The sequence below is a fragment of the Pseudomonas sp. Marseille-QA0332 genome (genome assembly GCF_054950175.1).
Window position 1 is genome coordinate 1,974,285 of sequence record NZ_CM143106.1, and the last position, 25,168, is coordinate 1,999,452.

General features: G+C 64.8%; 20 protein-coding genes. 9 read left to right on the forward strand and 11 right to left on the reverse strand.

Going from position 1 to position 25,168, the window contains the following annotated elements; genetic code table 11:
- The first annotated feature begins 306 nt into the window (after window positions 1–306).
- Window positions 307–522, forward strand: coding sequence for a ribosome modulation factor (gene rmf / locus ACY8GK_RS09175; protein ID WP_080754714.1), 216 nt, complete (start codon window positions 307–309; stop codon window positions 520–522).
- A gap of 92 nt (window positions 523–614) precedes the next feature.
- On the opposite strand, the gene ACY8GK_RS09180 is transcribed toward rmf, so the two are convergent.
- From ACY8GK_RS09180 to ppsA, 9 genes are all read right to left on the reverse strand, one after another.
- Entirely contained in the window at window positions 615–1,637 is a 1,023-nt protein-coding gene (locus ACY8GK_RS09180) for a quinone-dependent dihydroorotate dehydrogenase (protein WP_462403006.1), read from the reverse strand.
- Between the two features lie 222 nt (window positions 1,638–1,859).
- Entirely contained in the window at window positions 1,860–2,903 is a 1,044-nt protein-coding gene (locus ACY8GK_RS09185) for an OmpA family protein (RefSeq protein WP_196180974.1), read from the reverse strand.
- A gap of 109 nt (window positions 2,904–3,012) precedes the next feature.
- Entirely contained in the window at window positions 3,013–3,603 is a 591-nt protein-coding gene (gene sigX, locus ACY8GK_RS09190; protein ID WP_196180975.1) for an RNA polymerase sigma factor SigX, read from the reverse strand.
- 89 nt (window positions 3,604–3,692) lie between these two features.
- Complete coding sequence (locus ACY8GK_RS09195) at window positions 3,693–4,517, reverse strand: mechanosensitive ion channel family protein (RefSeq protein ID WP_196180976.1); 825 nt, start codon at window positions 4,515–4,517, stop codon at window positions 3,693–3,695.
- 2 nt (window positions 4,518–4,519) lie between these two features.
- Window positions 4,520–4,768, reverse strand: coding sequence for a CrfX protein (locus tag ACY8GK_RS09200; protein WP_196180977.1), 249 nt, complete (start codon window positions 4,766–4,768; stop codon window positions 4,520–4,522).
- A gap of 118 nt (window positions 4,769–4,886) precedes the next feature.
- Window positions 4,887–5,882: a CorA family divalent cation transporter gene (locus tag ACY8GK_RS09205; protein WP_196180978.1), complete on the reverse strand. Its 996-nt coding sequence runs from the start codon at window positions 5,880–5,882 to the stop codon at window positions 4,887–4,889.
- Between the two features lie 26 nt (window positions 5,883–5,908).
- Window positions 5,909–6,400, reverse strand: a complete 492-nt coding sequence (gene rraA / locus ACY8GK_RS09210; protein ID WP_196180979.1) for a ribonuclease E activity regulator RraA — start codon at window positions 6,398–6,400, stop codon at window positions 5,909–5,911.
- Window positions 6,401–6,505: 105 nt separating this feature from the next.
- A complete protein-coding gene (locus ACY8GK_RS09215; protein WP_196180980.1) occupies window positions 6,506–7,498 on the reverse strand; it encodes an alpha/beta fold hydrolase in 993 nt (330 codons plus the stop codon).
- A 96-nt stretch (window positions 7,499–7,594) separates the two neighbouring features.
- On the reverse strand, window positions 7,595–9,970 hold the full coding sequence (gene ppsA / locus ACY8GK_RS09220) for a phosphoenolpyruvate synthase (protein ID WP_462402862.1): 2,376 nt from the start codon (window positions 9,968–9,970) through the stop codon (window positions 7,595–7,597).
- A 178-nt stretch (window positions 9,971–10,148) separates the two neighbouring features.
- Here ppsA and ppsR point away from each other — a divergent pair, with 178 nt between their 5' ends.
- Window positions 10,149–10,967, forward strand: a complete 819-nt coding sequence (ppsR, locus tag ACY8GK_RS09225; RefSeq protein WP_196180983.1) for a posphoenolpyruvate synthetase regulatory kinase/phosphorylase PpsR — start codon at window positions 10,149–10,151, stop codon at window positions 10,965–10,967.
- Window positions 10,968–11,130: 163 nt separating this feature from the next.
- Here the strand turns inward: ppsR and ACY8GK_RS09230 are convergent, their stop codons facing one another.
- Complete coding sequence (locus ACY8GK_RS09230) at window positions 11,131–15,972, reverse strand: NAD-glutamate dehydrogenase (RefSeq protein WP_462402863.1); 4,842 nt, start codon at window positions 15,970–15,972, stop codon at window positions 11,131–11,133.
- A 355-nt stretch (window positions 15,973–16,327) separates the two neighbouring features.
- Between ACY8GK_RS09230 and ACY8GK_RS09235 the strand changes: the two genes are divergently transcribed.
- Window positions 16,328–16,684 (forward strand): hypothetical protein, encoded by a 357-nt coding sequence (locus ACY8GK_RS09235; protein ID WP_196180988.1) that lies wholly within the window; start codon window positions 16,328–16,330, stop codon window positions 16,682–16,684.
- A gap of 78 nt (window positions 16,685–16,762) precedes the next feature.
- On the opposite strand, the gene ACY8GK_RS09240 is transcribed toward ACY8GK_RS09235, so the two are convergent.
- On the reverse strand, window positions 16,763–18,097 hold the full coding sequence (locus ACY8GK_RS09240) for a T6SS phospholipase effector Tle1-like catalytic domain-containing protein (protein WP_196180989.1): 1,335 nt from the start codon (window positions 18,095–18,097) through the stop codon (window positions 16,763–16,765).
- A 228-nt stretch (window positions 18,098–18,325) separates the two neighbouring features.
- Between ACY8GK_RS09240 and ACY8GK_RS09245 the strand changes: the two genes are divergently transcribed.
- The 6 genes from ACY8GK_RS09245 to ACY8GK_RS09270 are packed head-to-tail and all read left to right on the forward strand — an operon-like array spanning window position 18,326 to window position 25,128.
- Window positions 18,326–19,285 carry an AAA family ATPase gene (locus ACY8GK_RS09245; RefSeq protein ID WP_196180990.1) on the forward strand — a complete coding sequence of 320 codons (960 nt, stop codon included), beginning with the start codon at window positions 18,326–18,328 and terminating at the stop codon, window positions 19,283–19,285.
- Between the two features lie 4 nt (window positions 19,286–19,289).
- Entirely contained in the window at window positions 19,290–20,234 is a 945-nt protein-coding gene (locus ACY8GK_RS09250; RefSeq protein WP_462402864.1) for a DUF58 domain-containing protein, read from the forward strand.
- Window positions 20,231–20,725: a DUF4381 domain-containing protein gene (locus ACY8GK_RS09255; RefSeq protein WP_196180992.1), complete on the forward strand. Its 495-nt coding sequence runs from the start codon at window positions 20,231–20,233 to the stop codon at window positions 20,723–20,725. The genes ACY8GK_RS09250 and ACY8GK_RS09255 overlap by 4 nt, the downstream gene beginning before the upstream one ends.
- On the forward strand, window positions 20,718–21,794 hold the full coding sequence (locus ACY8GK_RS09260) for a vWA domain-containing protein (RefSeq protein ID WP_462402865.1): 1,077 nt from the start codon (window positions 20,718–20,720) through the stop codon (window positions 21,792–21,794). The genes ACY8GK_RS09255 and ACY8GK_RS09260 overlap by 8 nt, the downstream gene beginning before the upstream one ends.
- Entirely contained in the window at window positions 21,791–23,509 is a 1,719-nt protein-coding gene (locus tag ACY8GK_RS09265) for a tetratricopeptide repeat protein (protein WP_196180994.1), read from the forward strand. The genes ACY8GK_RS09260 and ACY8GK_RS09265 overlap by 4 nt, the downstream gene beginning before the upstream one ends.
- Window positions 23,506–25,128: a BatD family protein gene (locus ACY8GK_RS09270; protein WP_462402866.1), complete on the forward strand. Its 1,623-nt coding sequence runs from the start codon at window positions 23,506–23,508 to the stop codon at window positions 25,126–25,128. The genes ACY8GK_RS09265 and ACY8GK_RS09270 overlap by 4 nt, the downstream gene beginning before the upstream one ends.
- The last annotated feature ends 40 nt before the right edge of the window (window positions 25,129–25,168 follow it).

Below are 25,168 nucleotides of genomic sequence, written 5' to 3' on the forward strand. Positions count from 1 at the left end.
CTTCCAAAGCAATGATAGCTATATGCCTTGATCCGCGCTCAAACCCAGCACCTAGAGGGATATCATCGCAATAGAGTTGCGACTCATTTACTTACTTATCCTTTCATCCACTGAAAGGTTACGTCCTTATGACAAATCGATCATTCACACCGCAGGATGCATTGGTTAGAACTGACCCAGGTCGTCTTGCAACAGGGCGACACCATGCTCGCCACGCCGGCAGCGAGCATACACCGGCAGAACGATTCTGCCCGGCCTCGCAGAGGCCGACGGGACATTACAGTCAACAAGTGAGGGCAATACCCTATGAGAAGACTTAAGCGTGATCCGTTGGAAAGAGCATATTCACGTGGCTACCAGTATGGGGTCACCGGCAAATCCCGCGAGCTGTGCCCCTTCAGCCTGCCGTCCGTACGCCAGGCATGGATCAACGGTTGGCGCGAAGGCCGCGGGGACAACTGGGACGGCATGACCGGCACGGCTGGCATCCACAGACTCAACGAAAATCACGCCGTTGGCTGAGCGAGGTTCTGACATTCATCCACCATGCACGCCCTGATTGGGCGGCGGGCTGATGCCCAGGGCCCCTCCATGGGGCCCTTTCGCTCCACTTCTCAGCGCCGAATGGCCGCGATGGCATCCACCGATTCGCGGATCAACGCCGGCCCCTTGTAGATGAACCCTGAATAGATCTGCACCAGGCTGGCCCCCGCCGTGATCTTTTCGGCGGCATGCCTGCCCTCGGTGATGCCGCCAGCGGCGATGATCGGCATTCTCCCAGCCAGTTCACCCGCCAGGATCCTCACCGTGTGGGTGCTCCTCTCAAGTACCGGTGCGCCGGACAGCCCGCCTGCCTCATCGCTGAACGGCAAGCCTTCGACACCTTCGCGTGCGAGAGTGGTATTGGTGGCTATTACCGCGTCCATGCCCGAGTCAAGCAAGGCAGCGGCCACCAGTGCCGTTTCTTCATCCGTCATGTCAGGTGCGATCTTGATCGCCAACGGCACTCGCCGGCCGTGCACGAGCGCCAGCTGTTCGCGCCGGACCGCCAGGGCATCGAGAAGCTGCTTGAGCGAATCGCCGAACTGCAACGTACGCAGCCCCGGCGTGTTCGGCGAGCTGACGTTGACCGTCACGTAGCTGGCTTCGGCGTAGACCTTGTCCAGGCAGACCAGGTAGTCGTCCACCGCGCGATCGACCGGCGTGTCGAAGTTCTTGCCGATGTTGATGCCCAGGACACCGTCATGACGTGAAGCCCGTACCCGTGACAGCAGGTGGTCGACACCCAGGTTGTTGAAGCCCATGCGGTTGATGATCGCCGTCGCCTGCGGCAGGCGGAACAGCCGCGGCCTGGGATTGCCTGGTTGCGGACGCGGCGTGACGGTGCCGATCTCGAGGAAACCGAAACCGAGCTGGGCGAAGCCGTCGATGGCCGTGCCATTCTTGTCCAGGCCCGCGGCCAACCCGACCGGATTGGCAAACTCGAGCCCCATGACCGTGACCGGCAGGGCCGAGGGCTGCTTGCACAGCAGGCCGTTGAGCCCGAGCCGGCCACCGGCACCGATCAGGTCCAGCGACAGGTCGTGGGAGGTTTCCGGAGAAAGCTTGAACAGTAGCTGGCGGGCCAGGTTATACATGGGCATAGGGGATTCGAGGTGAATGAAGGGGCGATTATAGCCAGCACGTGGCGCCGACGACAGGGTCGCTTGGCATAGGGTGGCCATGCAGCACATGCGCTTGGCCAGCGGGGCGCACTCCAGTGGCCAGGTTACGGTCTGCCAGGCGGCGCTGGCGCAGGCTCTGGCATCTGAAAAAGAAGAACCCGGCCGAGGCCGGGTTCTTTTCAAGCATCAAACCAATTACTTGGCCTGGGCTTCGACCTGAGCTTCAACGCGACGGTTGATGGCACGGCCTTCCTCGGTAGCGTTGTCGGCAACCGGACGGCTCTCACCGTAGCCAACCGAGTCGATACGGCTGGACTCTACGCCGTACTGCTGGGTCAGCACTTGCTTGACAGCGTTGGCGCGACGCTCGGACAGCTTCTGGTTGTAAGCATCCGGGCCGACGGAGTCAGTGTGACCTTCGACGGTGGTGGTGGTTTGCGGGTACTGCTTCATGAAGTCAGCCAGGTTCTTGATGTCACCGTAGCTGTTCGGCTTGACGACCGACTTGTCGAAGTCGAACTTGACGTCCAGCTCGACACGTACGACTTCGGCTACAGCCGGGCAGCCGTCGGCGTCAACGGTAACGTTGGCCGGGGTGTCAGGGCACTTGTCGACGTTGTCGCAAACACCGTCGTTGTCGCTGTCGGAGCAGACTTCGGCGACCGGAGCCGGAGCCACTGGAGCAGGCTCGGCGGTCTTCGGGCTGCCGCCGAAGTTCAGGCCGACGCCAACGCTCGGTGCCCACTCGGTGTCACCCTGGTCGATATTGTACTGGGCTTCGACGCCGGCACGGGCGTAGAACATGTCGGTGATGTACCACTTGGCACCGGCGCCCAGGTTGGCGAAGGTGGAGTGGTCACGACCGCCACGGCCAGTCTGGCCCAGGCTCTGGTGCGAGAAACCGGCGGAAACGTACGGACGGATGGCGTCGTACGGGTTGTTGAAGTGGTAAACGGCGTCGAGGGCGGTGTTGGAGCCCTTGATGTTCTTGCCGTCGTCGCCACGCGCGTTGTGCACTTCGTCGTAGCCGAGGCGCAGCTCGACATCGTCGGTCAGGAAGTAACCGATCGAGCCGCCGAACAGGTTGCCGTCATTCTTGAAGTCGCGCTGGCTGTCGAAGAACTCCTTCTTGTAGAAGATCTCGGTCTCGACGGCGCCTTGACCTTGTGCCAGAGCGCCAATCGAAGTGGCGGCTACAAGCGAACCAATGGCCAAGCCCAAGGTGTTTTTCAGTTTCATCCGTTAAATCCCCATCTGGTGATAGTTAAGCGGTCCCACCAACATCAGGGGGACAACTCGACGGCAAGTCTAGCAGACTCGCCGATCGGTTAGAGAGATTTACAAGCCACTAAGTTTCAGCCAGACCTGCAAATTTCTCTCGCAATTTGTCGAGCGCACGCTTGTACCGCATCTTTGTCGCGCTCAGACCCATGTGCATGATGTCGGCGATCTCCTGAAATTCCAGCTCCGCGACGAATCGCAGCACCAGGATCTCGCGGTCGATCGGGTTCACATGCACGAGCCACCTGTCCAGTCCGCCTTTTTCTTCGGCCTTGGGTGCCTTGTCCTCGGATGCCTCTTCAACAGGATCGAGACTCAATGCATCCATCAACCGCCGCTTGCGGCGCTCCTTGCGATACTGGGTGATGCACTCGTTGTAGGTGATGCTATAGAGCCACGTCTTGAACTTCGACTTGCCTTCGAAGTTCTTCAGCCCGTACAGCACCTTCAGCATCACTTCCTGACAGACATCGTCGGCATCCCGGTCGTTCCCCAGATAACGCGCGCAGACGTTGAAAAGGGTTCGCTGGTAGCGCCGCATGAGTTCCTCATAGGCGCGGGTGACATGAAACAGCTCCTCATGCGAACGCGCCACCAACTCTTCGTCGGAGAGTTCGCGGGGGTCGTAGCGCACGGGCAGCGGGTGGACTTTATTCAAAACGGATCTGGCCGACAGTCAGGACAATGTCGCCGCGCGGCCCAGGGGGCCGATTTTCGCGGCGGCATACATTAACAGCTTTTGTGCGGTTAGCGACTATTGACACGTTGCTCGAGCAGTTCACGGTTGGACAGCGAAAGCAGCTCGCCATCGTCGGTGAGCAAGGTGGTCTTGACCGTGCCGATCTCCTCGATCTGCCCTTCCACCTCGCCAATGCGCACCTGCTGGCCGACCTGGAACAGTTCACGAACGTAGATCCCGGCCAGGATCTGCCCAGCGATTTCGCGGCTGCCCAACCCCATCGCCAGCGCAATTGCCAGACCAACGGTAATCAGCCCAATGACGATCACATGATTCAGCAGGTCGGTCTTGACCTCCAGCTGGCTGATGGCCACCGAGATGCTGATCAGAATGACCAGCCCCTGGGCGATGCGACCGACACCGGCGGCATATTCCAGGCCGATGCCCTCGGCCGCGCCACGAACCAGACCGTTGACCAGCTGCGCCAGCAGCACGCCGACCAGCAGCACGAGCGCGGCGCCGAAGACCTTGGGCAGGTACAAGGCAAGCATGTCGAGGGTGGCCGAGACTCGCTCCAGGCCCAGCGACTCTGCCGCCGAAACCAGGAAGATGAGCAACACGAACCAGTAGACGATCTTGCCGATCAGGGTCGATATCGGCACCTGGATGCCGACGCGCCCGAGCATCTTGGTGAGGCCGGTACCGCTCATCAGGCGGTCCAGGCCAAGCTTGGCGAGCAGCTTGGACAACAGCGTGTCGAGCAGCTTGGCCACCACGAAGCCGAGCAGCACCACGACCAGGGCGCCGAACAGGTTGGGAATGAAATTCGCCACCTTGGTCCATAGGGCGGTCATGGCGGTGACCAGGCTCTGAGTCCAGAGATCAAGTTCCATATTCAATCGGCCTTATCAGCGTTGCCAGCGGCAGGTTTGCGGCGCACCGGCGCGACATGCGCCGAGCCATTGTTGACGGCGATCATCAGCGCCTGGCTCCAGCGGCCAAGCAGGGTGAACAGATCACCTGCGCCGACCTGGCGGTTGGCGGTTTTCAAGACGCGACCCAGACAGGCGGCATCGTCACGGTCGTGGCCGGACGGCGAAGCCTTCAACAGGTCGCGCAGGGATTCTTCAAACGGATCGTGCATCAGGCACCTCGCGCAATGTCAGTCAAAGACGAGGCCGCCTTGGGTCGGGTCACAAGTTCCCTTCGCGCCGGTTGCGGCCCAAGGCCGATCGACAGCCGAAGGTGGCCAGGTCGCCTCCTCACACCCAGCGCAACCGACGCAGCAGCCACCATTGTCCCAGGGCCAGCGCCAGTACCAGCAGGCCGGCATAGAGAAAGCCATGGGGGTTGTCTGCGCCCGGGATGCCACCCACGTTGATGCCGAGCAGGCCGGTGACGAAGCTCATGGGCAGGAAGATGCAGGTGATGACACCGAAGCGATACATGGTCAGGTTCATGCGCTCGCTGCGTCGGCGATCCTCGGTTTCCAGCACCAGCGCGGCGCGCTCGCGGGTCAGCTCCAGCTCCTCGAGCTGGCGAACCAGGCTGTTGTTCAACTCGTTCCAGTAGTCGACGTCCTCATCGGCGAACCAGCTCCACTTGTGCCGCGCCAACTGGGCATAGATGTCGCGCTGAGGGGCCAGGAAGCGCCGCAGCGCAGCGGCACGCCGACGGATCTGTTGCAACGTGCCCTGAGCCGGCGTGTAGCGCGCATCGGCCTCGACCCGCTCCTCTTCATCGTCGACCAGCTCGCCAAGGTCGGCGACCAGCGCCTGGACCTTGTCGGTCAACAGTTCGCCCATGACCAGTAGCAGTTCCGAGGCAGTCTTCGGGCCACGCCCCTCGGCCAGTTGCTGCAACAACTCGTCGCTGGCGCGCAGCGGGCGCAGGCGCAACGAGATGACCCGCTGCGCCTCGGCGCAGATACGCACCGACACCATGTCTTCGGGCTCGGCGCCCGGATTGAGGTTGACTCCGCGAAGAAACAGCAACATCCGCTCCTCGGCCTGGGGCAGCAGGCGCGGACGGGTGTTCTCTTCCAACAGCAGGTCGGTGGCGAACTCGCTCAAGCCACTTTCGCGCAGCAGCCAGCTGCGCGTCTGCGGGTGACTGCGGTCCCAGTGCAGCCAGAGACTCTGTCCTGGCTGTAGCTGCAATTGCGCAAGCTCGGCCCGGGCAACCGGACGAGCCCCGCCCTTGCCGTCGAGCACCAGGGCGTGCACCAGCCCCCACTGCGCGTTCTGTTCCTCGAACATACTGCTCCAACAGCGCCCGTGGCGCGTTACTTCGGCATTTCCAGCGGGGTGGTGGAAACGATCACGCCATTGTTGTCGGCGTACAGGTACTCGCCTGGGCGGAAGGTCACCCCGGCGAAGGTGACCGGCACGTCGACTTCGCCGATGCCACGCTTGTCGCTCTTCAGTGGATGACTGGCCAGGGCCTGCACCCCGACGTCGGTCTGCGCGAGCACGTCCACGTCACGCACGCAGCCGTAGATCAGCAAGCCTTCCCAACCATTCTTGGCCGCCTTGTCGGCCAGCATGTCGCCCAGCAACGCCCGACGCAGCGAGCCTCCGCCATCGACCACCAGGACCTTGCCAGCACCAGGCTGCTCGACCAGTTCCCGGACCTTGGAATTGTCCTCGAAGCACTTGAGGGTCACGATCTGGCCACCGAACGAGTCACGGCCACCGAAATTGCTGAACATCGGCTCCAGTACCCGGATCAGGTCCGGGTACGCATCACACAGGTCGGGCGTCAGGTAATGCTGCATGGTCATCTCCTGTCAGTCACAACGAAATGTCGGATCTTGCAGTGTTCGGCGTCGGCGCGCGCCTGGCGATCATCCTCCAGGCGCGCGTCCGTGGTCAATCCGCCTTCAACGCGGCAGCGACGCGAGCGAAGGCGCCTCGCCTTCGAGCAATACTTGCCGCGGATCGCTCAACCAGCGCTGCACCAAGGGCCAGACCTGGACTTGCGCGGCCTTGCTGACGAGCATGTCGACATGGCCGAAGGCTTCGAAACCCTGCTCCGGGCCCAGCCGGACGAACTGCTTGCAATCGCTGCCAACCTGCTCGTAAAGCCTGCGACAAGCCCACACCGGATCCTGAAAGTCCCCGGCGCCGGCCACGGCCAGCAGCGGCACCGTGACCTGCCCCAGCCCTGCCCACCAGTCGTCCTGCCCATCGCCGAAGCGCCCGAACAGGCCACGCCAGCGCAATGCTTCGAGCCCCAGCCCGATCGGCTCATCTTCCGGCCCTCGCTTCAGCCGCGGCCCGGATATCTGCGCGAACCGCTTGAGCAGCAGGCGCGCGCTCCAGGCCAGTGGCGGGAGCTTCAATGGCCAAGGCGTGCGGCTGACCTGGGTGCCGAACAGTGCCGCGCTGGCGACCTGCCGTGGCGGCAGGTAACCGCCAGCAAGGGCCGCGGCCAAGGTGATGCCGCCCAGCGAATGGCCGATCCAGTGTGCTGCCTGGCCCGTCTGTTCCTGGACGAAGGCGCCGATGACCGGCAGATCGTGACGGGCATAGTCGGCTACCCGATTGTCGCGCCAGTTGCGGTTGCGTGGCGAGAGGCCATGGCCACGCATTTCCGGGATCCATACATCGAAGCCCGCCCGGGCAAGGAAGGCGCCCAGGCCAATGCCCTTGGGCGAGTACCAGAATCGACGGTTGGAGAAGCTGCCGTGCAGGAGGACCACCGGCACGCCCTGAGGGCTCGACTGGCTGGCCAGTCCCAGACGAGTCACCGCCAGTTCGACGCTGGGATCGGGACTGTTGCCGGCCTTGATCCGGTAGACATCCTCGCTCAGGTCACCGCGACGCTCGGCGCTGAGCAAGGCGACGGGGAAAAGGGTACTGCTGCTTTGCATAGGGTGCTTGCACGAAAAAGGGCGGGATCCATCGCTGGAACTCGCCCTGGAAGAAAACAGGCGCGGGCGCGCCAGGCACGCCCGCGCATCGTCACATCAGGCCGCGCCCTGGTTCTCCGCGAGGAAGAACCAGGTCTCGAGCACCGAGTCCGGGTTCAGCGACACGCTCTCGATGCCCTGTTCCATCAGCCACTTGGCCAGGTCAGGGTGGTCCGACGGGCCCTGGCCACAGATGCCGATGTACTTGCCCGCCCGGTTGCAGGCGGCGATGGCATTGGCCAGCAGCTTCTTCACTGCAGGATTTCGCTCGTCGAACAGGTGGGCGATGATGCCCGAGTCGCGGTCCAGGCCCAGGGTCAGCTGGGTCAGGTCGTTGGAACCGATGGAGAAGCCGTCGAAATACTCCAGGAACTCGTCGGCCAGCAGCGCGTTGGACGGCAGCTCGCACATCATGATCACCCGCAGGCCGTTGTCGCCGCGGGCCAGGCCGTTCTCGGCAAGCAGCTCGACCACCTGGCTGGCCTCGCCCAGGGTGCGCACGAACGGCACCATGATCTCGACGTTGGTCAGGCCCATCTCGTTGCGCACACGCTTGAGGGCGCGGCACTCGAGCTCGAAGCAGTCGCGGAACGACTCGCTGATGTAGCGCGAGGCACCGCGGAAGCCCAGCATCGGGTTCTCTTCCTCCGGCTCGTACAGCTTGCCGCCGATCAGGTTGGCATACTCGTTGGACTTGAAGTCCGACAGGCGCACGATGACCTTCTTCGGATGGAACGCCGCGGCCAGGGTGCTGATGCCCTCGACCAGCTTCTCGACATAGAAGCCGACCGGGTCGTCATAGCCGGCGATGCGCTTGTCCACGCTGTCCTTGAGCTCGGGCGGCAGGCCGGCGTAGTTGAGCAGCGCCTTGGGATGCACGCCGATCATGCGGTTGATGATGAACTCCAGGCGCGCCAGGCCGACACCTTCATTGGGCAGCTGGGCGAAGTCGAAGGCGCGGTCCGGGTTGCCGACGTTCATCATGATCTTGAACGGCAGCTCGGGCATCGCATCGACCGAGTTCTGCTTGACGTCGAAGCCCAGCTCGCCCTCGAAGATGTAGCCGGTATCGCCCTCGGCGCAGGACACGGTGACCCCCTGGCCATCCTTGAGCACCTGGGTGGCGTTGCCGCAGCCGACCACCGCCGGGATGCCCAGCTCGCGGGCGATGATCGCCGCGTGGCAGGTCCGCCCGCCGCGGTTGGTGACGATGGCGCTGGCGCGCTTCATCACCGGCTCCCAGTCCGGGTCGGTCATGTCCGAGACCAGCACGTCGCCTGGCTGGACCTTGTCCATCTGCGAGACGTCCTGGATCACCCGCACCTTGCCGGCGCCGATGCGCTGGCCGATGGCGCGGCCCTCCACCAGCACGTTGCCCTTCTCCTTGAGCAGGTAGCGCTCCATCACGTTGGCGCTGGCGCGGCTCTTCACCGTCTCCGGGCGAGCCTGGACGATGTACAGCTTGCCGTCGTCGCCGTCCTTGGCCCATTCGATGTCCATCGGCCGCTGGTAGTGCTGCTCGATGATCAGCGCCTGCTTGGCCAGTTCGGTGACTTCTGCGTCGCTCAGGCAGAAGCGCGCGCGCTCGGCACGCTCGACCTCGACGGTCTTGACCGAGCGACCGGCCTTGGCTTGCTCGCCATAGACCATCTTGATCGCCTTGCTGCCCAGGTTGCGGCGCAGGATGGCCGGGCGCCCGGCCTGCAGCGTCTGCTTGTGCACGTAGAATTCGTCAGGGTTGACCGCTCCTTGGACCACGGTCTCGCCCAGGCCGTAGGCGCCAGTGATGAACACCACGTCGCGAAAGCCCGACTCGGTGTCGAGGGTGAACATCACCCCGGCGGTGCCGGTTTCCGAGCGGACCATGCGCTGCACGCCGGCCGACAGGGCCACCAGCTTGTGGTCGAAGCCCTGGTGCACGCGGTAGGCGATGGCGCGGTCGTTGAACAGCGAGGCGAACACCTCCTTGGCCGCGTGGATCACGTTGTCGACGCCACGGATGTTGAGGAAGGTCTCCTGCTGGCCGGCGAAGGAAGCGTCTGGCAGGTCTTCGGCGGTGGCCGAGGAGCGCACGGCCACGGCCATGTTGTCGTTGCCCTGGGCCATTTCGGCGAAGGCCGTGCGGATTTCGGCATCCAGGCGCGCCGGGAACTCGGCTTCCATGACCCACTGGCGGATCTGCGCGCCGGTCTTGGCCAGGGCGTTGACGTCGTCGACGTCCAGTGCGTCGAGCGCGGCATGGATCCGCTCGTTCAGGCCGCTCTGCTCGAGAAAGTCGCGGTAGGCCTGAGCCGTAGTGGCGAAGCCGCCCGGCACCGAGACGCCGGCTCCGGCGAGGTTGCTGATCATCTCGCCCAGGGATGCGTTCTTGCCCCCTACGTGCTCCACATCATGGACGCCGAGCTTATCGAGGGAAACTACGTACTCTACCAAGGTGTTCTCTCCACTGACTGTATGGGAAAAGCTCGAAGTTGCCCGCCTGCCTGCTCGGGGCCAGCCGGGCGCGTGTAGTCCGGACCTGGAAAATAAGTGAGAATGCCGCCAGCTGCATGCGACAGACCGAACTTATCATATCCAAGAAACGTCATCAGCCATAAGGTCCAGGGTGCAAATGAAAAGAACCGCGTTCTTCATCTCCGACGGTACCGGCATCACCGCCGAGACCCTGGGGCAAAGCCTGCTGGCGCAGTTCGACAGCATCCCGTTCAACAAATTTACCCGCCCCTACATCGATACCCTCGACAAGGCCCGCGCCATGGTCCAGCAGATCAACGCGGCGGCCGAGCGGGACGGCATGCGTCCGATCATCTTCGACACCATCGTCAACCAGGACATCCGCGAAGTACTGGCCACGTCCAATGGCTTCATGATCGACATCTTCTCGACCTTCCTGTCCCCGCTCGAACAGGAACTGTCCGCCCACTCGTCCTATTCGGTCGGCAAGTCCCATTCGATCGGCGGCAACTCCAATTACATGGAGCGCATCGAAGCCGTCAACTTCGCCCTGGACAACGACGATGGCGCGCGCACCCACTACTACGACAAGGCCGACCTGATCCTGGTCGGCGTGTCACGTTGCGGCAAGACTCCCACCTGCCTGTACATGGCGATGCAGTTCGGCATCCGCGCCGCCAACTACCCGCTGACCGAGGAAGACATGGAACGTCTGCAACTGCCACCGGTGCTGAAGAAATACCAGCACAAGCTGTTCGGCCTGACCATCGATCCCGACCGCCTGACCGCCATCCGCCATGAACGCAAGCCCAACAGCCGCTACTCGAGCTTTGCCCAGTGCGAGTTCGAGGTGCGCGAGGTGGAAAACCTGTTCCGCCGGGAAAACATAGCCCATATCAATTCGACGCACTTCTCCGTGGAAGAAATTTCCGCGAAGATCCTGGTCGAGAAAGGCGTGGAACGTCGGTTCAAATAGAGGGCAGCTGCGAGCCGCAAGCTGATCGAGGTTGAGCCAGGCCCGATGCAAGATACTTGCGCCTGGGTCTGCAAGTCGATGAGGCCCGCTCGGGCGCCTCGATCGACTTGCAGCTTGTAGCCTGGAGCTGGCGGCTTGCCGCTCACCCCTTGGCAGCCAGGGTTCAGCTCATTGCCAGGTCCACCAGCTCGCGGTTGGCCACGGCATACATGGCATAGTCGGTGCCGGTGGCGTTACGCAGGTCCTCGAGCATGGCGCGCCAGCGGTCGACCATGACCCGGCGCTGCTCGCACCACAGCGCCACCCGCGCATCCATGTCCTGCGGCGCATCGGCCATCTGCAGCACGGAGATGGTGATTGCCCGCTGCTGCAGGTCGATGTCGTCACGGAACGCCTCGCGCGCCAGCGCCTGCCAGTTGTTTTCCACTGGCAGGTTGCCGATTTCCTGCAGGTACCAGGTCAGGTCCAACGCACTGCCCACCGCGAAGAACGCCCTGGCCACCTGCGCCGGTTCGTGGCCGGTCACGTCGGCGGCCTCGATGATCGGCAGCAGGGTATAGAGGTGGGTGGTGCCGGCGACCATGCGCGCCAGCAACTCTGGCACGCCAGCCTTGACGAAGCCTTGGTAGCGTACCTGCCAGCGGGCGCGGGTCGGCCCTTCGAGCAGTTCGTCGAGCTTGAGCCCGAGCTGGGCGATCTTCGGCCCGAAGTGGGCCACATCGCGCCCGGCATCCTGCTCGTTGCGCCTGCTGCGCAGGAACCAGCGGGTGGCGCGGCGACCCAGGCGCATCAGCTCGTCCATCAAGGTCAGCTGGATCTCGGCCGGTACCTGGTAGTCGAGTGCCTCGATCTGGCGGAACCAGTGCGGCAGGTGGAAGACGTCGCGCACCGTGACATAGGCACCAGCCACGTTGGCCGCGCTCATGCCGGTGGACTCCTTCAGGCGCTGGACGAAAGTGATCCCCATGTTGTTGACCAGGTCATTGGCGATCTGCGTGCTGACGATCTCGCGCTTGAGGCGGTGCTGACGCATGGCCTGGGCGTACTTGCTGACCAGCGACGGCGGGAAGGCCGTTTCCATGTCGCGGGTCAGGTAGTCGTCATCGGGCACCTGCGACTTGAGCAACTGCTCCTTGAGATCGATCTTGCTGTAGGAAATCAGCACCGAAAGTTCGGCGCGTGTCAGACCCTGCCCGGCGGCCAGCCGCTCCGACAGTTGCTCTTCGGAGGGGAGGAACTCGATCGCCCGGTCGAGCTTGCCGCGCCCTTCCAGGTCGGCCATCAGGCGCTTGTACTCGGCGATGCGCTCGCGTGCACGGCGTGCCGCCAGTGACAGCGCCTGAGTCTGCTTGTAGTTGTTGCCAAGCACCAGCGCGCCGACTTCGTCGGTCATGCTGCCCAGCAGCTGGTTGCGCTGCTTCTCGGTCATGTCGCCGGCCTGCACCAGCTCGTTGAGCAGGATCTTGATGTTGACTTCGTGGTCGGAGCAGTCGACCCCGCCGGCATTGTCGATGAAATCGGTATTGGTCGCCCCGCCGTGCAGGCCGAACTCGACGCGGCCAAGCTGGGTCATGCCCAGGTTGCCGCCCTCGCCCACCACCTTGCAGCGCAACTCGTCGCCATTGACGCGCAGCGCGTCGTTGGCCTTGTCGCCGACATCGGCATGGCTCTCGCTGCTGGCCTTGACATAGGTGCCGATGCCACCGTTCCACAACAGGTCCACCGGCGCCTTGAGCAGCGCATGAAGCAGCTCGGTGGGGGTCATCCGGTCGGCGCTGATGGCAAAGCGCTCTTTCATCTGCGCGCTGATGGCGATGCTCTTGGCGCTGCGCGGGAAGATGCCGCCGCCTTCGGAGATCAGGCTCTTGTCATAGTCGCTCCAGGCCGAGCGCGGCAGCTCGAACAGACGCTTGCGTTCGGCGAAGCTGCTCGCCGGGTCCGGGTTCGGGTCGATGAAGATGTGCAGGTGGTTGAACGCGGCGACCAGCTTGAGCTTGTCGGACATCAGCAGGCCATTGCCGAACACGTCGCCAGCCATGTCGCCGATGCCGATCACCGTGATCGGATCCTGCTGGACGTTGATCCCGCGCTCGCGGAAGTGCCTTTGCACGCCGACCCAGGCGCCACGGGCGGTGATGCCCATCTTCTTGTGATCGTAGCCCGCCGAGCCACCCGAGGCGAAGGCATCGCCGAGCCAGAAGCCGTAGTCCAGGGCAATGCCATTGGCGATGTCGGAGAAGGTCGCGGTGCCCTTGTCCGCCGCTACCACCAGGTACGGATCGTCGCCGTCATGGCGCACCACGTTGGCAGGCGGCACCACGCCACCTTCCTTGAGGTTGTCGGTGATGTCGAGCAGACCCGAGATGAAGATCCGGTAGCAGGCGATGCCTTCGGCCTGGATCTCGTCGCGCGTGCCGCCTGCCGGCAGGCGCCGCGGCAGGAAGCCGCCCTTGGCGCCGACCGGGACGATCACCGAGTTCTTCACCTGCTGAGCCTTGACCAGGCCAAGCACTTCGGTCCGGAAGTCTTCCTCGCGGTCCGACCAGCGCAGGCCGCCGCGGGCGACGTTGCCAAAGCGCAGATGCACGCCCTCGACCCGTGGTGAATAGACGAAGATCTCGAACTTGGGCACCGGCTTGGGCAGTTCGGGAATCGACCGCGGGTTGAACTTGAAGCTGAAGTACGGCTTGGCCTGGCCGTTGGCATCGGTCTGGTAGAAGTTGGTTCGCAAGGTGGCCTTGATCAGGTCCAGGTAGCGACGCAGGATGCGGTCTTCATTGAGTACCTGGACATCGTCCAGCGCGGTGACGATCGCCTGTTCCAGTCGCTGCTGCTTGTCTTCCAGGTCTTCCTGGGTGAGCTTGCGGGCGAGGTAGAAGCGGGTCTTGAACAACCTGGTCAGTTCGCGGGCGATCTCGGTGTGGTTGTTCAGGGTGCTGGCAATGTAGCCCAGGTCGAAGCCCAGGCGAATCTGCTTGAGGTAGCGGGCGTAGGCGCGTAGCAGCGCCACGTCGCGCCAGGGCAGGCCTGCGGTCAGTACCAGGCGGTTGAAGGCGTCGTTCTCGGCCTCGCCGCGAACGATATGAATGAAGGCATCCTGCAAGGTATCGTTGAGCTGCTGCAGGTCCAGACTCAAGCCTTCGCTGTAGGTGAAGGCGAAGTCATGGATCCAGAACTCCCGGCCGCTGGCATGGCGCAACCGATAGGGGAACTCGCCCAGCACGCGCAAGCCCAGGTTCTCCAGGATCGGCAGGACATCGGACAGCGCCAGCGGCGTATCGGCGTGATACAGCTTGCAGTGCAGCTGGCGTTCGCCCACCTGCGTCAGCGGCTGGTAGAAACTCATGGCCAGGGGCTTGGCTTCGGACAGCGCGACCACGTGCTGCAGGTCGACCACCGCCGAATGGGCGGCGAAACGCTCGCGATACCCGGCCGGGAAGCCCTTGGGGAAGTTGGCCAGGATGTTGGTGCCCTGCCCTTCGCCGAAGCTTTCGATGACCAGTGCCGAATAGTCGTCCTGCCATGAGCGACAGGCCTGGACCACCTCGCTTTCCAACTGCTGCGGATCGATGTCGATGCGGTTCCTGGGGTCCACGCGCAGGATCAACTGCACCCGCGCCAGCACCGATTCGGAGAAGAAGGTCCAGAATTCGCAGTCGCTGGCCTTGAGGCGCTCCATCAGCACCTGCTGGATCTTCTGTCGCACTTCCGTGGAATAGATTTCCCGTGGCACGTAGGCCAGGCAGTAGCAGAAGCGACCATAGGGATCCTTGCGCAGGAATACCCGGATCTTGTTGCGTTCCTGGATCTGCACGATCGCCATGACCGTGCTGAACAGCTCGTCGACCGGCGTCTGGAACAGATCATCGCGCGGCAGCACCTCCAGCACCTGAGCCAGCTCCTTGCCCAGGTGTGCCTTTGGATCGAACTGCGAGCGGCGCTCGACCTCGGCCACCTTATCGCGGATATAGGGAATCGTACGCACGCTCTCGCCGTAGACCGTGGAGGTGTACAGGCCCATGAAGCGGCATTCCCTGATGACCTTGCCATCGGCGTCGAGCTCGCGGATCGACACATAGTCGGGATAACCCGGACGGTGCACGCGGCTTGGCTGCGAAGCCTTGGCGAACGACAGCAGACGAGGCTCGCGCAGGTAGGCGACGGCGTAGTCCTCGATGCGCAGGTCGTCGGCACCCAGGCCGGCGCGCAGCAAACGCGTCAGGCCCAGGAAGGACCGTTCATCGTAGACCAGATGCCCGCCTTCGGCATCGTCCTGCACGGTGAACTCCTCGTAGCCGAGGAAGGTGAAATGGTTGTCCAGCAGCCAGGACAGGAAACCCTGGACTGCGGTCTTTTCGGCCTGCGCCGGTGCGTAGGCGCTACGCTCGACGAGCGACAGCAGGTCGCGGATCTTGGCTTTCATCGGCTCGAAGTCGGCGACGGCGACTCGTACCTCGGCCAGCACCTTCTCGATCTCGCGGGCCAGGACATTGAGGTCGGAGGCATTGGCGCAGCGATCGATCTCCAGGTACATCAGCGATTCGTGGCCGACATCCTCGCCCTGGGTGCCCTTGGGCAGCAGCTCCAGCAGCTCGCCGCCTGGCCCGCGGCGGACACTGAGCACGGTGGTCTGCAGGGTATGGATGCTGTAGCCGCGCCGGTTGAGCTCGGTGCGCACCGAATCGACGAGAAACGGCAGGTCATGGTGCAGTACCTCGACCACGGTATGCGTGGACTGCCAGCCGTGCCGTTCGTAATCAGGGTTGTAGACCCGCACCTGGGGTCGCTCGGGGTCGAAACGTTCGATGATGCGCCAGGCCGAGAGGGTCGAGCCGATCAGGTCCGAAAGCCTGCGCTGAGTGAGTTCGTCCAGGGAAATGATGCCGAAGAACTGCTCGGCGAACAGTGCCACCTGCGGCAGGAACTGCTCGCCGATGTGCTGCGCCAGGGCCGCTTGCAGTTGATGCTGGAAGTCGGCCTTGCTGGCTGCGGTGAAGAACGCCATCTGTGGTACTCCGCTTGTGCTTTTTCATGAAGGAAGCGTCGCGTGGATCCGTCTTTCGAGAAACAACCATAGCCAAGTCCTGCGCGAAGACGGTGGTACCAGGCTTCAGACGGAAGCTGGCAGCCATCCGTTCCATGGCGCGGCTGCAAACGCCCGGTTGCACGCATGTTCGCCCGTGCAACGCTGCCGACCAAGCGTGACCTGGCGGGTGATTCTCGTCCGCCAGCTTAACGACTGGCCAGCCGCCTCGGCTTGCGAGGCTGCGACATATTCGGACAGTGCACGGCAGGCGGCTGTTTATGCCTGGGCGGCAGGCTGGCAGAATTGCCCCTCACCCCAACTGATCGAGCCGCCCATGCAATTGAAGACCGCCCTGTTGTTCGCTACCCCTTGTGACGAAGAGGAGGAGAACATGGCTACGCTGTGCTGCTCGTGCGATGGCGGGCACATGTTCCTGATGACCCGCTATCCCGACGAGGATTCGATCGATCTGACCTTGGGCGAGGAATTCTCCACCCTTGGCACACTGAAGATCACCCTCGGTCCACGCCGCCTGCTGGTGGAAGTCGCTGCCAGCGACCGCGATGCGCTCAAGGGCCACGCCACCCTGGAGATCCTGCACCAGACACCGGAAGGCGATCTGCGTGGCGAGGTGGAGCTGGCCTTGCGCAAGATCGTCGACGGCATCGGCACGCTGGTGATCGAAGCGTGACGCTGGGCACTGCAGCGGTCGGACGACGGCCTGGCTCTGCCCTGCCCGGCGCCTTGACGGCACCCGCTCCGGTCTCAGCTACTCCACTACCCTGCGCCCGCCTTCGGCTGGACGATCGACATAGAGTGCATCCAGCTCGCTATTGCGCAAGCCCTTGAGCGGATTCCAGTGCGCCGAAGCATGGATGTAGCGTGCCCGGAGCATGCTTTTCTGCGCCTCGTCCAGCCCGATCTCGTCGCGCTCGCCGAGCGCGAACCCATGCAGTTTGCGACTCACCGACTCGAGCTCCTCGGGCAGGCGGTAGCGTTCATGAGCTTCGTCCAGCGCGGCGAACGGCACGTCGGCCCGCAGCGCCAGCTCGCGCATGATGCGCAGGTAGATGCGCGAGAGATGCCCAAGCACCTCCCGTTCGCGCTGCAACGCGACATAGACCCGCTTCTGCGGCAGGTCATGCTTGTCGCGCTGGGAGGGCAGCGGCACTTCCCAAGTGACGATCCGCGCCTGTGCCAGGTCGTCCGCGCCGGACTGCTGCAGCGCGAGCACCGCACGATAGGCCGCGCTTTGCTGGACCGGCAGGCTCGCCGGGACCTGCGTCGACCTGGGCTTGCACAGGAGGACTCTTTCGGTCATGCGCTCATGGTAGCCACCGCCGATATCCGAATGCGCACCGGGCATGACGATGTCGTGCGCGGTGCGCACCAGCGGGAAGTTGTGCCGATGCTCGTCAGCCGCCACCAGTTGCACCGTTCGTCGTGCGAGGCCGTCGGCCAGGCCAAGCTGCAGTCGATGCGAAGTGCCGAGTCTGCCGGTAATCGGTGCCACCACGGCCTCCACCGTATCGAACAGACCGATGAAGTTGATCGATGCTCGGCCAGCCAATCGAATTGCCGCCTGGCCATGCCCCGCCAGGTTGGCCAGGGCCTTGGTCAGCAACGAGTCTTCGCCCTTGTCCAGCTCGTTGGCGAAGTGCCTGGCCGCCGCGGCTCCGCGGCTGAAGCCGAACAGGTCGAATTCCAGGCGCGCCAGCGGCAGCTCGGCGTGCCCTGCCTGCCAGGCGTGCACCTGCCGCGCCGTGGCCTGGCAGGCTTGCCGTACACGCCCGGCGATGCCCGTGCGCCCACGCCCGGTGGCCTGGGCGAGCATCGAGTCAGGCTGGCCTTCGAGGGTGCCGACCCCCTCGACATAGATCGCCAGGCAAGCACGGCCAGGCACCGCGCAAGGCTGGCGCCTGGAATCGGCATACAGCTCGTGGAGCAGGGCGATGTTGGTCAAGGCATTGCCGTAGCTGCCTGGCGCCGACGCATTCGCTCCGGCCTGGCTGTTGCCGCGATGGTTGCCGGTTCCGTCGAAGAATATGCCGATCCGCAAGGTGTTCTGGCCGGCAAGGTGATGATGGGAGTGTGATCGAATCATGGCAGCGCCCTCGTGCTCGAAAGCGCCCATCGAACAGTGTTGCCTGAAAGCGGATGAATCAGCGCTTTCCGACTTCGCCGGCGGCGAATCGGACAGCGCGACGGTATCGGCCAGCAGCTTTTTTGCGTGCCCGGATTGGTCGGCACGGCCCCGGATGCATTAAAGTAGCAACCCTTGCCGAGCAGTGTTCAGCCCACCCACCTCGGCGCACCCCAGGAATCGTCGACGATGGAACACCGTGAAGCGCTGATCGCGCTGCGCACTTTTCTTTCCACCCAGATCCTTGGCCAGGAAAAGCTGGTCGAGCGTCTGCTGATCGTGCTCCTGGCCGATGGCCACATGCTCGTCGAAGGCGCTCCGGGCCTGGCCAAGACCAAGGCCATCAAGGAACTGGCCGACGGCATCGAGGCCCAGTTCCACCGTATTCAGTTCACCCCTGACCTGTTGCCGGCCGACATCACCGGCACCGAGATCTACCGCCCCGAAACCGGTAGCTTCGTGTTCCAGCAGGGTCCGATCTTCCACAACCTGGTGCTCGCCGACGAGATCAACCGGGCCCCGGCCAAGGTCCAGTCGGCCCTGCTCGAGGCGATGGCCGAGCGCCAGGTCAGCGTCGGCCGCAGCACCTACGAGCTGTCTCCGCTGTTTCTGGTGATGGCCACGCAGAACCCGATCGAGCAGGAAGGGACCTATCCCTTGCCGGAGGCCCAGCTCGACCGTTTCCTGATGCATGTGAAGATCGGCTTTCCGGATGCGGCGGTCGAGCGACGCATTCTGCAGCAGGCTCGCGGCGAAGCGCTCAACGGCGAGACCAAGCCGGAGCGCCGGGTCAGCCAGCAGGCGATCTTCGCCGCGCGCAAGGACATCCTTGGCCTGTACATGGCCGATGCCGTCGAGGAATACCTGGTCCAGCTGGTCATGGCCACGCGCACGCCGGCCAAGTTCGATGCCGAGCTGGCCGACTGGATCGCCTACGGCGCCAGCCCACGGGGATCGATCGCCCTCGACCGCTGCGCGCGCGCCCACGCCTGGCTGGCCGGCCGCGATTTCGTCAGCCCCGAGGACATCCAGGCCGTGCTGTTCGACGTGCTGCGCCACCGGATCATCCTGTCGTTCGAAGCCGAAGCGGCCGGCATCGACCAGGATCGCGTGGTCCAGCGCATCCTCGACGTCGTGGCCGTCGCCTGAGCCGATGCCCACGAGCCGAACGCCAGAGCCTGGCATCCGTATCGGGCTCACGGAACTCATCGAGATGCGCCACCGCGTGCGCGAAGTGCAGCTGTTCTCGCGTCCCGGCCAGCGCAGCCCGCTGGTCGGCCTGCACCATTCGCGCCTGCGCGGTCGCGGCGTGGACTTCGACCAGGTGCGGGTCTACCAGGCCGGCGACGATGTGCGCAATATCGACTGGAGGGTCACCGCGCGCACCCAGGAGCCGCACACCAAGCTGTTCCATGAAGAGCGCGAGCGCCCGATCTTCATCCTGGTCGAGCAGAGCCAGCGGCTGTTCTTCAGTTCCGGGGTGAGCTTCAAGTCGGTGCTGGCGGCCGAGGCTGCGGCGCTGTTCGGCTGGGCGGCGCTCGACCACAACGATCGGATCGGCGGGCTGGTGTTCGGCGACAACCAGCATTACGAGGTCAAGCCAAGGCGCAGCAAGCAGAGCCTGCTGCAATTGCTCGACCGCCTGGCCCGGGCCAACCAGTCGCTGCATGCCGAGGCGCAATTGCAGCCCGACAGCCTTGGCCTGGCCTTGCGCCGCGCCCGCGAAGTGCTGCGTCCGGGCAGCCTGGCCATCGTGATCTGTGACGAACGGGCATTGGGACCATCGGTAGAGCAGCAATTGAGCCTGCTGTCACGGCATTGCGACCTGCTGCTGATGCCGGTGTCCGATCCGCTGGACCACGCCCTGCCGGCTGCCGGCCTGCTGCGCTTCGGCCAGCGTGGCGCGCAGCTGGAACTCGACACCCTGGATGCCAGCCTGCGCCAGCGCTACCGCCAGCAAGCCGAAGCGCGTGTCGAACGCTGGGAAACGCTGGCGCAGAAACTGCGCGTGGTACTGATGCCGCTGAGCACCCAGAGCGAGATGATCGAACAGCTGCGCGAGTACCTCAATGCCCAGCGTCCCGGGAGCCGTCGGTGAATCCTCTGGACCAGTTGCAGGCCCTGATCGCGCCCGCGCCGGTCAGCCCCTGGCCACCGGCACCTGGCTGGTGGGTCTTGCTGGTGATCGTGCCGCTGCTGGGCTGGGGCTTGTGGCACCTGCGCCATTGGCGGCCGGCCAAGCGCCAGGCGACGAGCGTCGAGCAGCCACTGGACGCGGTACGCGTCGAGGCGCTGGCCGAACTGGCCAGGTTGCCTCGCCCCTATGACGGCGCGCCCGCGGGTGCCTGGCTGCAACAGATCAATGCCCTGCTCAAGCGCCTGTGCCGCAACCATTACCCTGGGGCTAACAGCCATACGCTCAATGGCCGGCAATGGCTGGCCTTTCTCGACAACCGCTGCCCGGCCGCCGGCCTGACGCGCTGGATGATTCTGGTCGAAGGCGCTTACAAGCCCGAGTGCAAGCTAGACGACAAGGCCATCGCCGGTCTCAACGCCGCCGTCGAAACCTGGATTCGCAAACATGTTTGAACTGGCCTGGCCCTGGATGCTGTTGCTGTTGCCGTTGCCGTGGCTGGCGCGCCTGGCCCTGCCTGCGGCCGACAGTGGCGAACCGGTGCTCAAGGTGGGGTTTCTCGGCGAGCTGGAAAGCCTGGCTGGCCGGCGGGCGCGGCTGAACCTGCCGACCTGGCGTCAGCAGGCACCGTTCCTGCTCATCTGGCTGTTGCTGCTGCTGGCCGTCGCGCGCCCCCAATGGCTGGGCGAGCCAGTCCCGGTGGCAGCCAGCGGTCGCGACCTGCTGGTGGCCGTCGATGTCTCCGGCTCGATGGATTTTCCGGACATGCAGTGGCAAGGCGACGACATCAGCCGCCTGGACCTGGTCAAGGCGCTGCTTGGCGACTTCCTTCAGGAGCGCCAGGGGGATCGAGTGGGCCTGATCCTGTTCGGCAGCCAAGCCTACCTGCAAGCGCCGCTGACCTTCGACCGGCGCACGGTCAGGACTTTCCTGGATGAAGCGCAGATCGGCATCGCCGGCAAGAATACTGCCATCGGCGATGCCATTGGCCTGGCCGTCAAGCGCCTGCGCGAACGACCGGCGCAGAGCCGGGTGCTTATCCTGATCACCGACGGAGCCAATAACGGCGGGCAGATTCATCCAGTGACCGCCGCCCGCCTGGCAGCCCAGGAAAACGTGCGCATCTATGCCATCGGCATTGGGGCAGACCCGCAGGCGACCGGCACCCCTGGCCTGCTCGGGCTCAACCCCAGCCTGGACCTGGACGAAGCTTCGCTCAAGGAAATCGCCGAAATCACCCAGGGTGCGTACTTCCGCGCCCATGACGGCGCCGAACTGAATGCGATCGGCGACACCCTTGATCGCCTCGAGCCGGTTGCCCAGCAGCCGACCCGCACCCGTACCGCTCGCCAGCTCTATGCCTGGCCTGTGGCTGCGGCACTGCTGCTGAGCATGCTGCTGGTGGCCGCCAACCTGTGGCCGGACAATCCGCTGCGGCGCCTGCGCCTGCGCTCCAGGCTGCAGGTTTCCCATCCGCAATGGCGCGAGCGTCTCGAGCGCCTGCGCCCAAGGAGGCGTCGATGAGCGAACTCTGGCCACAATGGTTGCGCCCGCTCTGGCTAGCGATGTTGCCGCTGCTCGTCTGGCTGCTGCTCAAGCTCTGGCACCGACGCAAGCGCGCCGGGCGCTGGGAGCTGATCCTGCCACCACAGTTCCATGCCGCCCTGCTTGGCGGTGGCAATGGCACCACCAGCAAGTTGCCATGGATCGTCCTCGGGCTGGGCTGGCTGCTGGCGGTGCTGGCCTTGCTTGGTCCCAGCTGGCAACGCCTGGAAGAAACACGCCAGCGTCCGGCCGACCCGCTGGTGATTCTGCTCGAACTGACCCCGGCCATGCTCGCCGAGGACGCTTCGCCCAATCGCCTGCAGCAAGCGCGGCGCAAGATCCTCGATCTGCTGGAACACCGCCGTGACAGCCAGACGGCCCTGATCGTCTATGCCGGCAGCGCCCACGTACTGGTACCGCTTTCCGACGACCTGGCCACCACCCGCAACCTGCTCGAGGCTGCCGAGCCGTCGATCATGCCCCAGCCAGGCCAACGGGCCGACCTGGCAGTACGCAAAGGGCTGGCCCTGCTGGCGCAGAGCGGCCTGGGCCAGGGTCGCCTGCTGCTGATCGGCTCCTCGCTCGATCCGGGAGAACGCGACGGCATCCTGCAAGCCCTGGGCCGGCAGGGCCCCGGTCTGCTGATGCTGGGCATCGGTAGCAGCGCCGGTGCGCCGGTACGCCAGGCCAATGGCGAGTACCTCAAGGACGATCAGGGCAGCATTCTGCTGCCGCGGCTGGACGGTCCGAGCCTCAGGGCCTTCATCAACGGCACCGGCGGTCGTTATCGCCATGCGCGGATCGACGACCTGGACCTGCGCGCCCTGGGGCTGTTCGATGATCCGCAGGCGTTGCGCAGCGATGGCCAGGCCCTGCAGCTCGATGAGTGGGCCGACCAGGGCTACTGGCTGCTGCTGCCGTTGCTGTTGCTGGCCGCCTGTGCCGGTCGCCGCGGCTGGCTGTTCTGCCTGCCGCTCTTGCTGGCCGTGCCGCAACCGGGGCATGCCTTCGAATTCGAAAACCTGTGGCTGCGACCGGACCAGCAGGGTCAGCGCCTGCTCGAAGCCGGACAGGCGGCCGAAGCCGCGCGCCGGTTCGAGGATCCACGCTGGCAGGGCATGGCCTTGTACCGGGCCGGCGACTTCGCTGGCGCCGCTCGCGCCTTCGCCAGGGACGATAGCGCCCAGGGTCATTACAATCGAGGCAATGCGCTGGCCCGCAGCGGCGACCTGGAGGCAGCGCTGGACGCCTATGACCAGGCCCTGGCGCTGCAGCCGGACCTGCAGCCAGCCTTGGCCAACCAGGCCCTGGTCAATCAGGCGCTGCAACAGCGCCAGGCACGCGCCGAGGCGCAACCGGCAAGCCCAGGCGAGGCCGCGGCCACGCCTGGGCCGGACAACGATGGCAACAGCAGCTCGGCCACCGCCGAGGATCCGCATCCGTCTGCCCACGACGAGCAGGCCGGCCAGGCTGGCAACACTGCCGACAGCGATGGCCAGGGGCAGGCAGCCGGGGGCCAGGGTAGCGACGCCGATACGCTCGAGCCGCCCCGGCGCCCGTCTACCGCCACGCTGGATGCCGAGCAGCGCCAGGCCCTGGAACAATGGCTGCGAGAAATTCCCGACAACCCGGCGGAGCTGCTTCGACGCAAGTTCTGGTACGAGCAGCAACTGCATCAGGAAGACCCACGATGAGACGCCTCGGCGCCCTTCTTCTGAGCCTGGCCATCGCCTTGCCAGTGCTGGCTCAGCCTGCGTTCCAGGCCAGCGTCGACCGTACTCGCGTCGAGGCTGGCGAAACCCTGGAGCTGACCCTGGAAAGCCAGGACGTCACCCAGTTCGGCAAGCCCGACCTGAGCGTGCTCGAGCCGGACTTCGAAGTAGGTAGCACCCGCCAGCTCAACAGTCTGCACACGCTCGATGGCGAGACCCGGGCGAGCACGCGCTGGATCATCACCCTGTTGCCGCGGCGCAGCGGCAGCCTGCGCATTCCCGAGCTGCAACTTGGCCAGTCACGTAGCCAGCCGATCGAACTCCAGGTGCAGCAGGCCGACGCCAGCCAGCCGTCCAGCGCGGCCCAGGTCTTCGTCGAGGCCACCCTGGACAGCAGCGAGGTCTATGTCCAGGCCCAGGCCGTGCTGACCGTGCGCATCTACCATTCGGTATCGTTGTACGACGACAGCAACCTGAGCCCCATTGCACTGCAGGACGCCAAGGTCGAACCCCTGGGCGAATCACGCACCTACGAGAAGCAGATCAATGGCCTGCGCCATGGCGTGATCGAAACGCGCTACGCCATTTTCCCGCAGCACAGCGGCAGCCTCGCCATTGCCCCCCTGACCTTCACCGCCACCGCCGCGGGCAGTGGCGGGCAGACGGCCGACAGCCCGCGCGGCGCGCGCCAGATCCAGGCCAGCTCGCTGCCGTTGCGCCTGCAGGTGCGGCCGATCCCGGCAAACTATCCGGCCGGCCAGCCCTGGCTGCCGGCGCGTCGATTGAGCCTGGAGGAGCATTGGAGCCCTGATCCGGCCAGCCAGCCGACGCAGGTGGGCGATTCCCTGACCCGGAGCATCAGCGTGCGCGCCGAAGGCCTGTCCAGCGCCCAGCTGGCAGCGGTTCCGGCAACCGAAGTGGTTGGCCTGCGCCGTTATCCCGACCAACCTCTGTTACGCAACGAAGTCGGGGAGCGCGGCATGATCGCCAATCGCGAGGAACGCGAGGCGCTGGTCCCCACCCGTGCCGGGGAGCTGGCCCTGCCTGCCCAGGAAATCACGTGGTGGAACACGCTCGAGGATCATCTGGAACATACCAGCCTACCGGCGCGGACCCTGACCGTTGTGGATAACCCGGCGCTCTCCAGCGACGCCCCAGGCATTGCGCGCGGCAGTGCCGCTCGAATGGGGCCCTGGCAACTGGCCACTTTGCTGCTGGCGCTGTCCAACCTGGTGGCCTATGCGCTATGGTGGCGTGCACGCTCGCAGCCGGCCGTGCCACGCAGCGCACAGAGCGGACCGAGCCCGCGCAGCCTGCTCGACGATCTCAAGCGCGCCTGCCAGGCCAACGACCCCCAGGCCACGCGCCAGGCGCTCGATGCCTGGGCCCGCCAGCAGCCGGAGACCCTTGCCGAGATGGCCGCGCGTTTCGTGCCGCTGTCCGATGCGCTCGATGGCCTCAATGGCGCCCTGTACAGCGAGGCTGGCCAGTTCTGGCAGGGCGAGGACCTGTGGCGCGCGATCGGTACCATCCCAGCGGCCGAGCACCTGCTGCCAGCCGCCGGCGAGGCTGGCAGCCTGCCGCCGCTGTACCCCAGATAATGCACCGGCGTGGCGCCAGCCGCCGCGCCGGCACGACGTG

Coding starts and splice junctions, on each gene's coding strand:
- ACY8GK_RS09180 (WP_462403006.1), bottom strand. CDS start 1,637: ATGTATAACCTGGCCCGCCAGCTACTGTTCAAGCTTTCTCCGGAAACC.
- rraA (WP_196180979.1), bottom strand. CDS start 6,400: ATGCAGCATTACCTGACGCCCGACCTGTGTGATGCGTACCCGGACCTG.
- ACY8GK_RS09260 (WP_462402865.1), top strand. CDS start 20,718: ATGTTTGAACTGGCCTGGCCCTGGATGCTGTTGCTGTTGCCGTTGCCG.
- ACY8GK_RS09235 (WP_196180988.1), top strand. CDS start 16,328: ATGCAATTGAAGACCGCCCTGTTGTTCGCTACCCCTTGTGACGAAGAG.
- ACY8GK_RS09185 (WP_196180974.1), bottom strand. CDS start 2,903: ATGAAACTGAAAAACACCTTGGGCTTGGCCATTGGTTCGCTTGTAGCC.
- ppsR (WP_196180983.1), top strand. CDS start 10,149: ATGAAAAGAACCGCGTTCTTCATCTCCGACGGTACCGGCATCACCGCC.
- ACY8GK_RS09250 (WP_462402864.1), top strand. CDS start 19,290: ATGCCCACGAGCCGAACGCCAGAGCCTGGCATCCGTATCGGGCTCACG.
- ACY8GK_RS09230 (WP_462402863.1), bottom strand. CDS start 15,972: ATGGCGTTCTTCACCGCAGCCAGCAAGGCCGACTTCCAGCATCAACTG.
- ACY8GK_RS09245 (WP_196180990.1), top strand. CDS start 18,326: ATGGAACACCGTGAAGCGCTGATCGCGCTGCGCACTTTTCTTTCCACC.
- ACY8GK_RS09195 (WP_196180976.1), bottom strand. CDS start 4,517: ATGGAACTTGATCTCTGGACTCAGAGCCTGGTCACCGCCATGACCGCC.
- ACY8GK_RS09215 (WP_196180980.1), bottom strand. CDS start 7,498: ATGCAAAGCAGCAGTACCCTTTTCCCCGTCGCCTTGCTCAGCGCCGAG.
- ACY8GK_RS09240 (WP_196180989.1), bottom strand. CDS start 18,097: ATGATTCGATCACACTCCCATCATCACCTTGCCGGCCAGAACACCTTG.
- ACY8GK_RS09205 (WP_196180978.1), bottom strand. CDS start 5,882: ATGTTCGAGGAACAGAACGCGCAGTGGGGGCTGGTGCACGCCCTGGTG.
- ACY8GK_RS09265 (WP_196180994.1), top strand. CDS start 21,791: ATGAGCGAACTCTGGCCACAATGGTTGCGCCCGCTCTGGCTAGCGATG.
- rmf (WP_080754714.1), top strand. CDS start 307: ATGAGAAGACTTAAGCGTGATCCGTTGGAAAGAGCATATTCACGTGGC.
- ACY8GK_RS09200 (WP_196180977.1), bottom strand. CDS start 4,768: ATGCACGATCCGTTTGAAGAATCCCTGCGCGACCTGTTGAAGGCTTCG.
- ACY8GK_RS09270 (WP_462402866.1), top strand. CDS start 23,506: ATGAGACGCCTCGGCGCCCTTCTTCTGAGCCTGGCCATCGCCTTGCCA.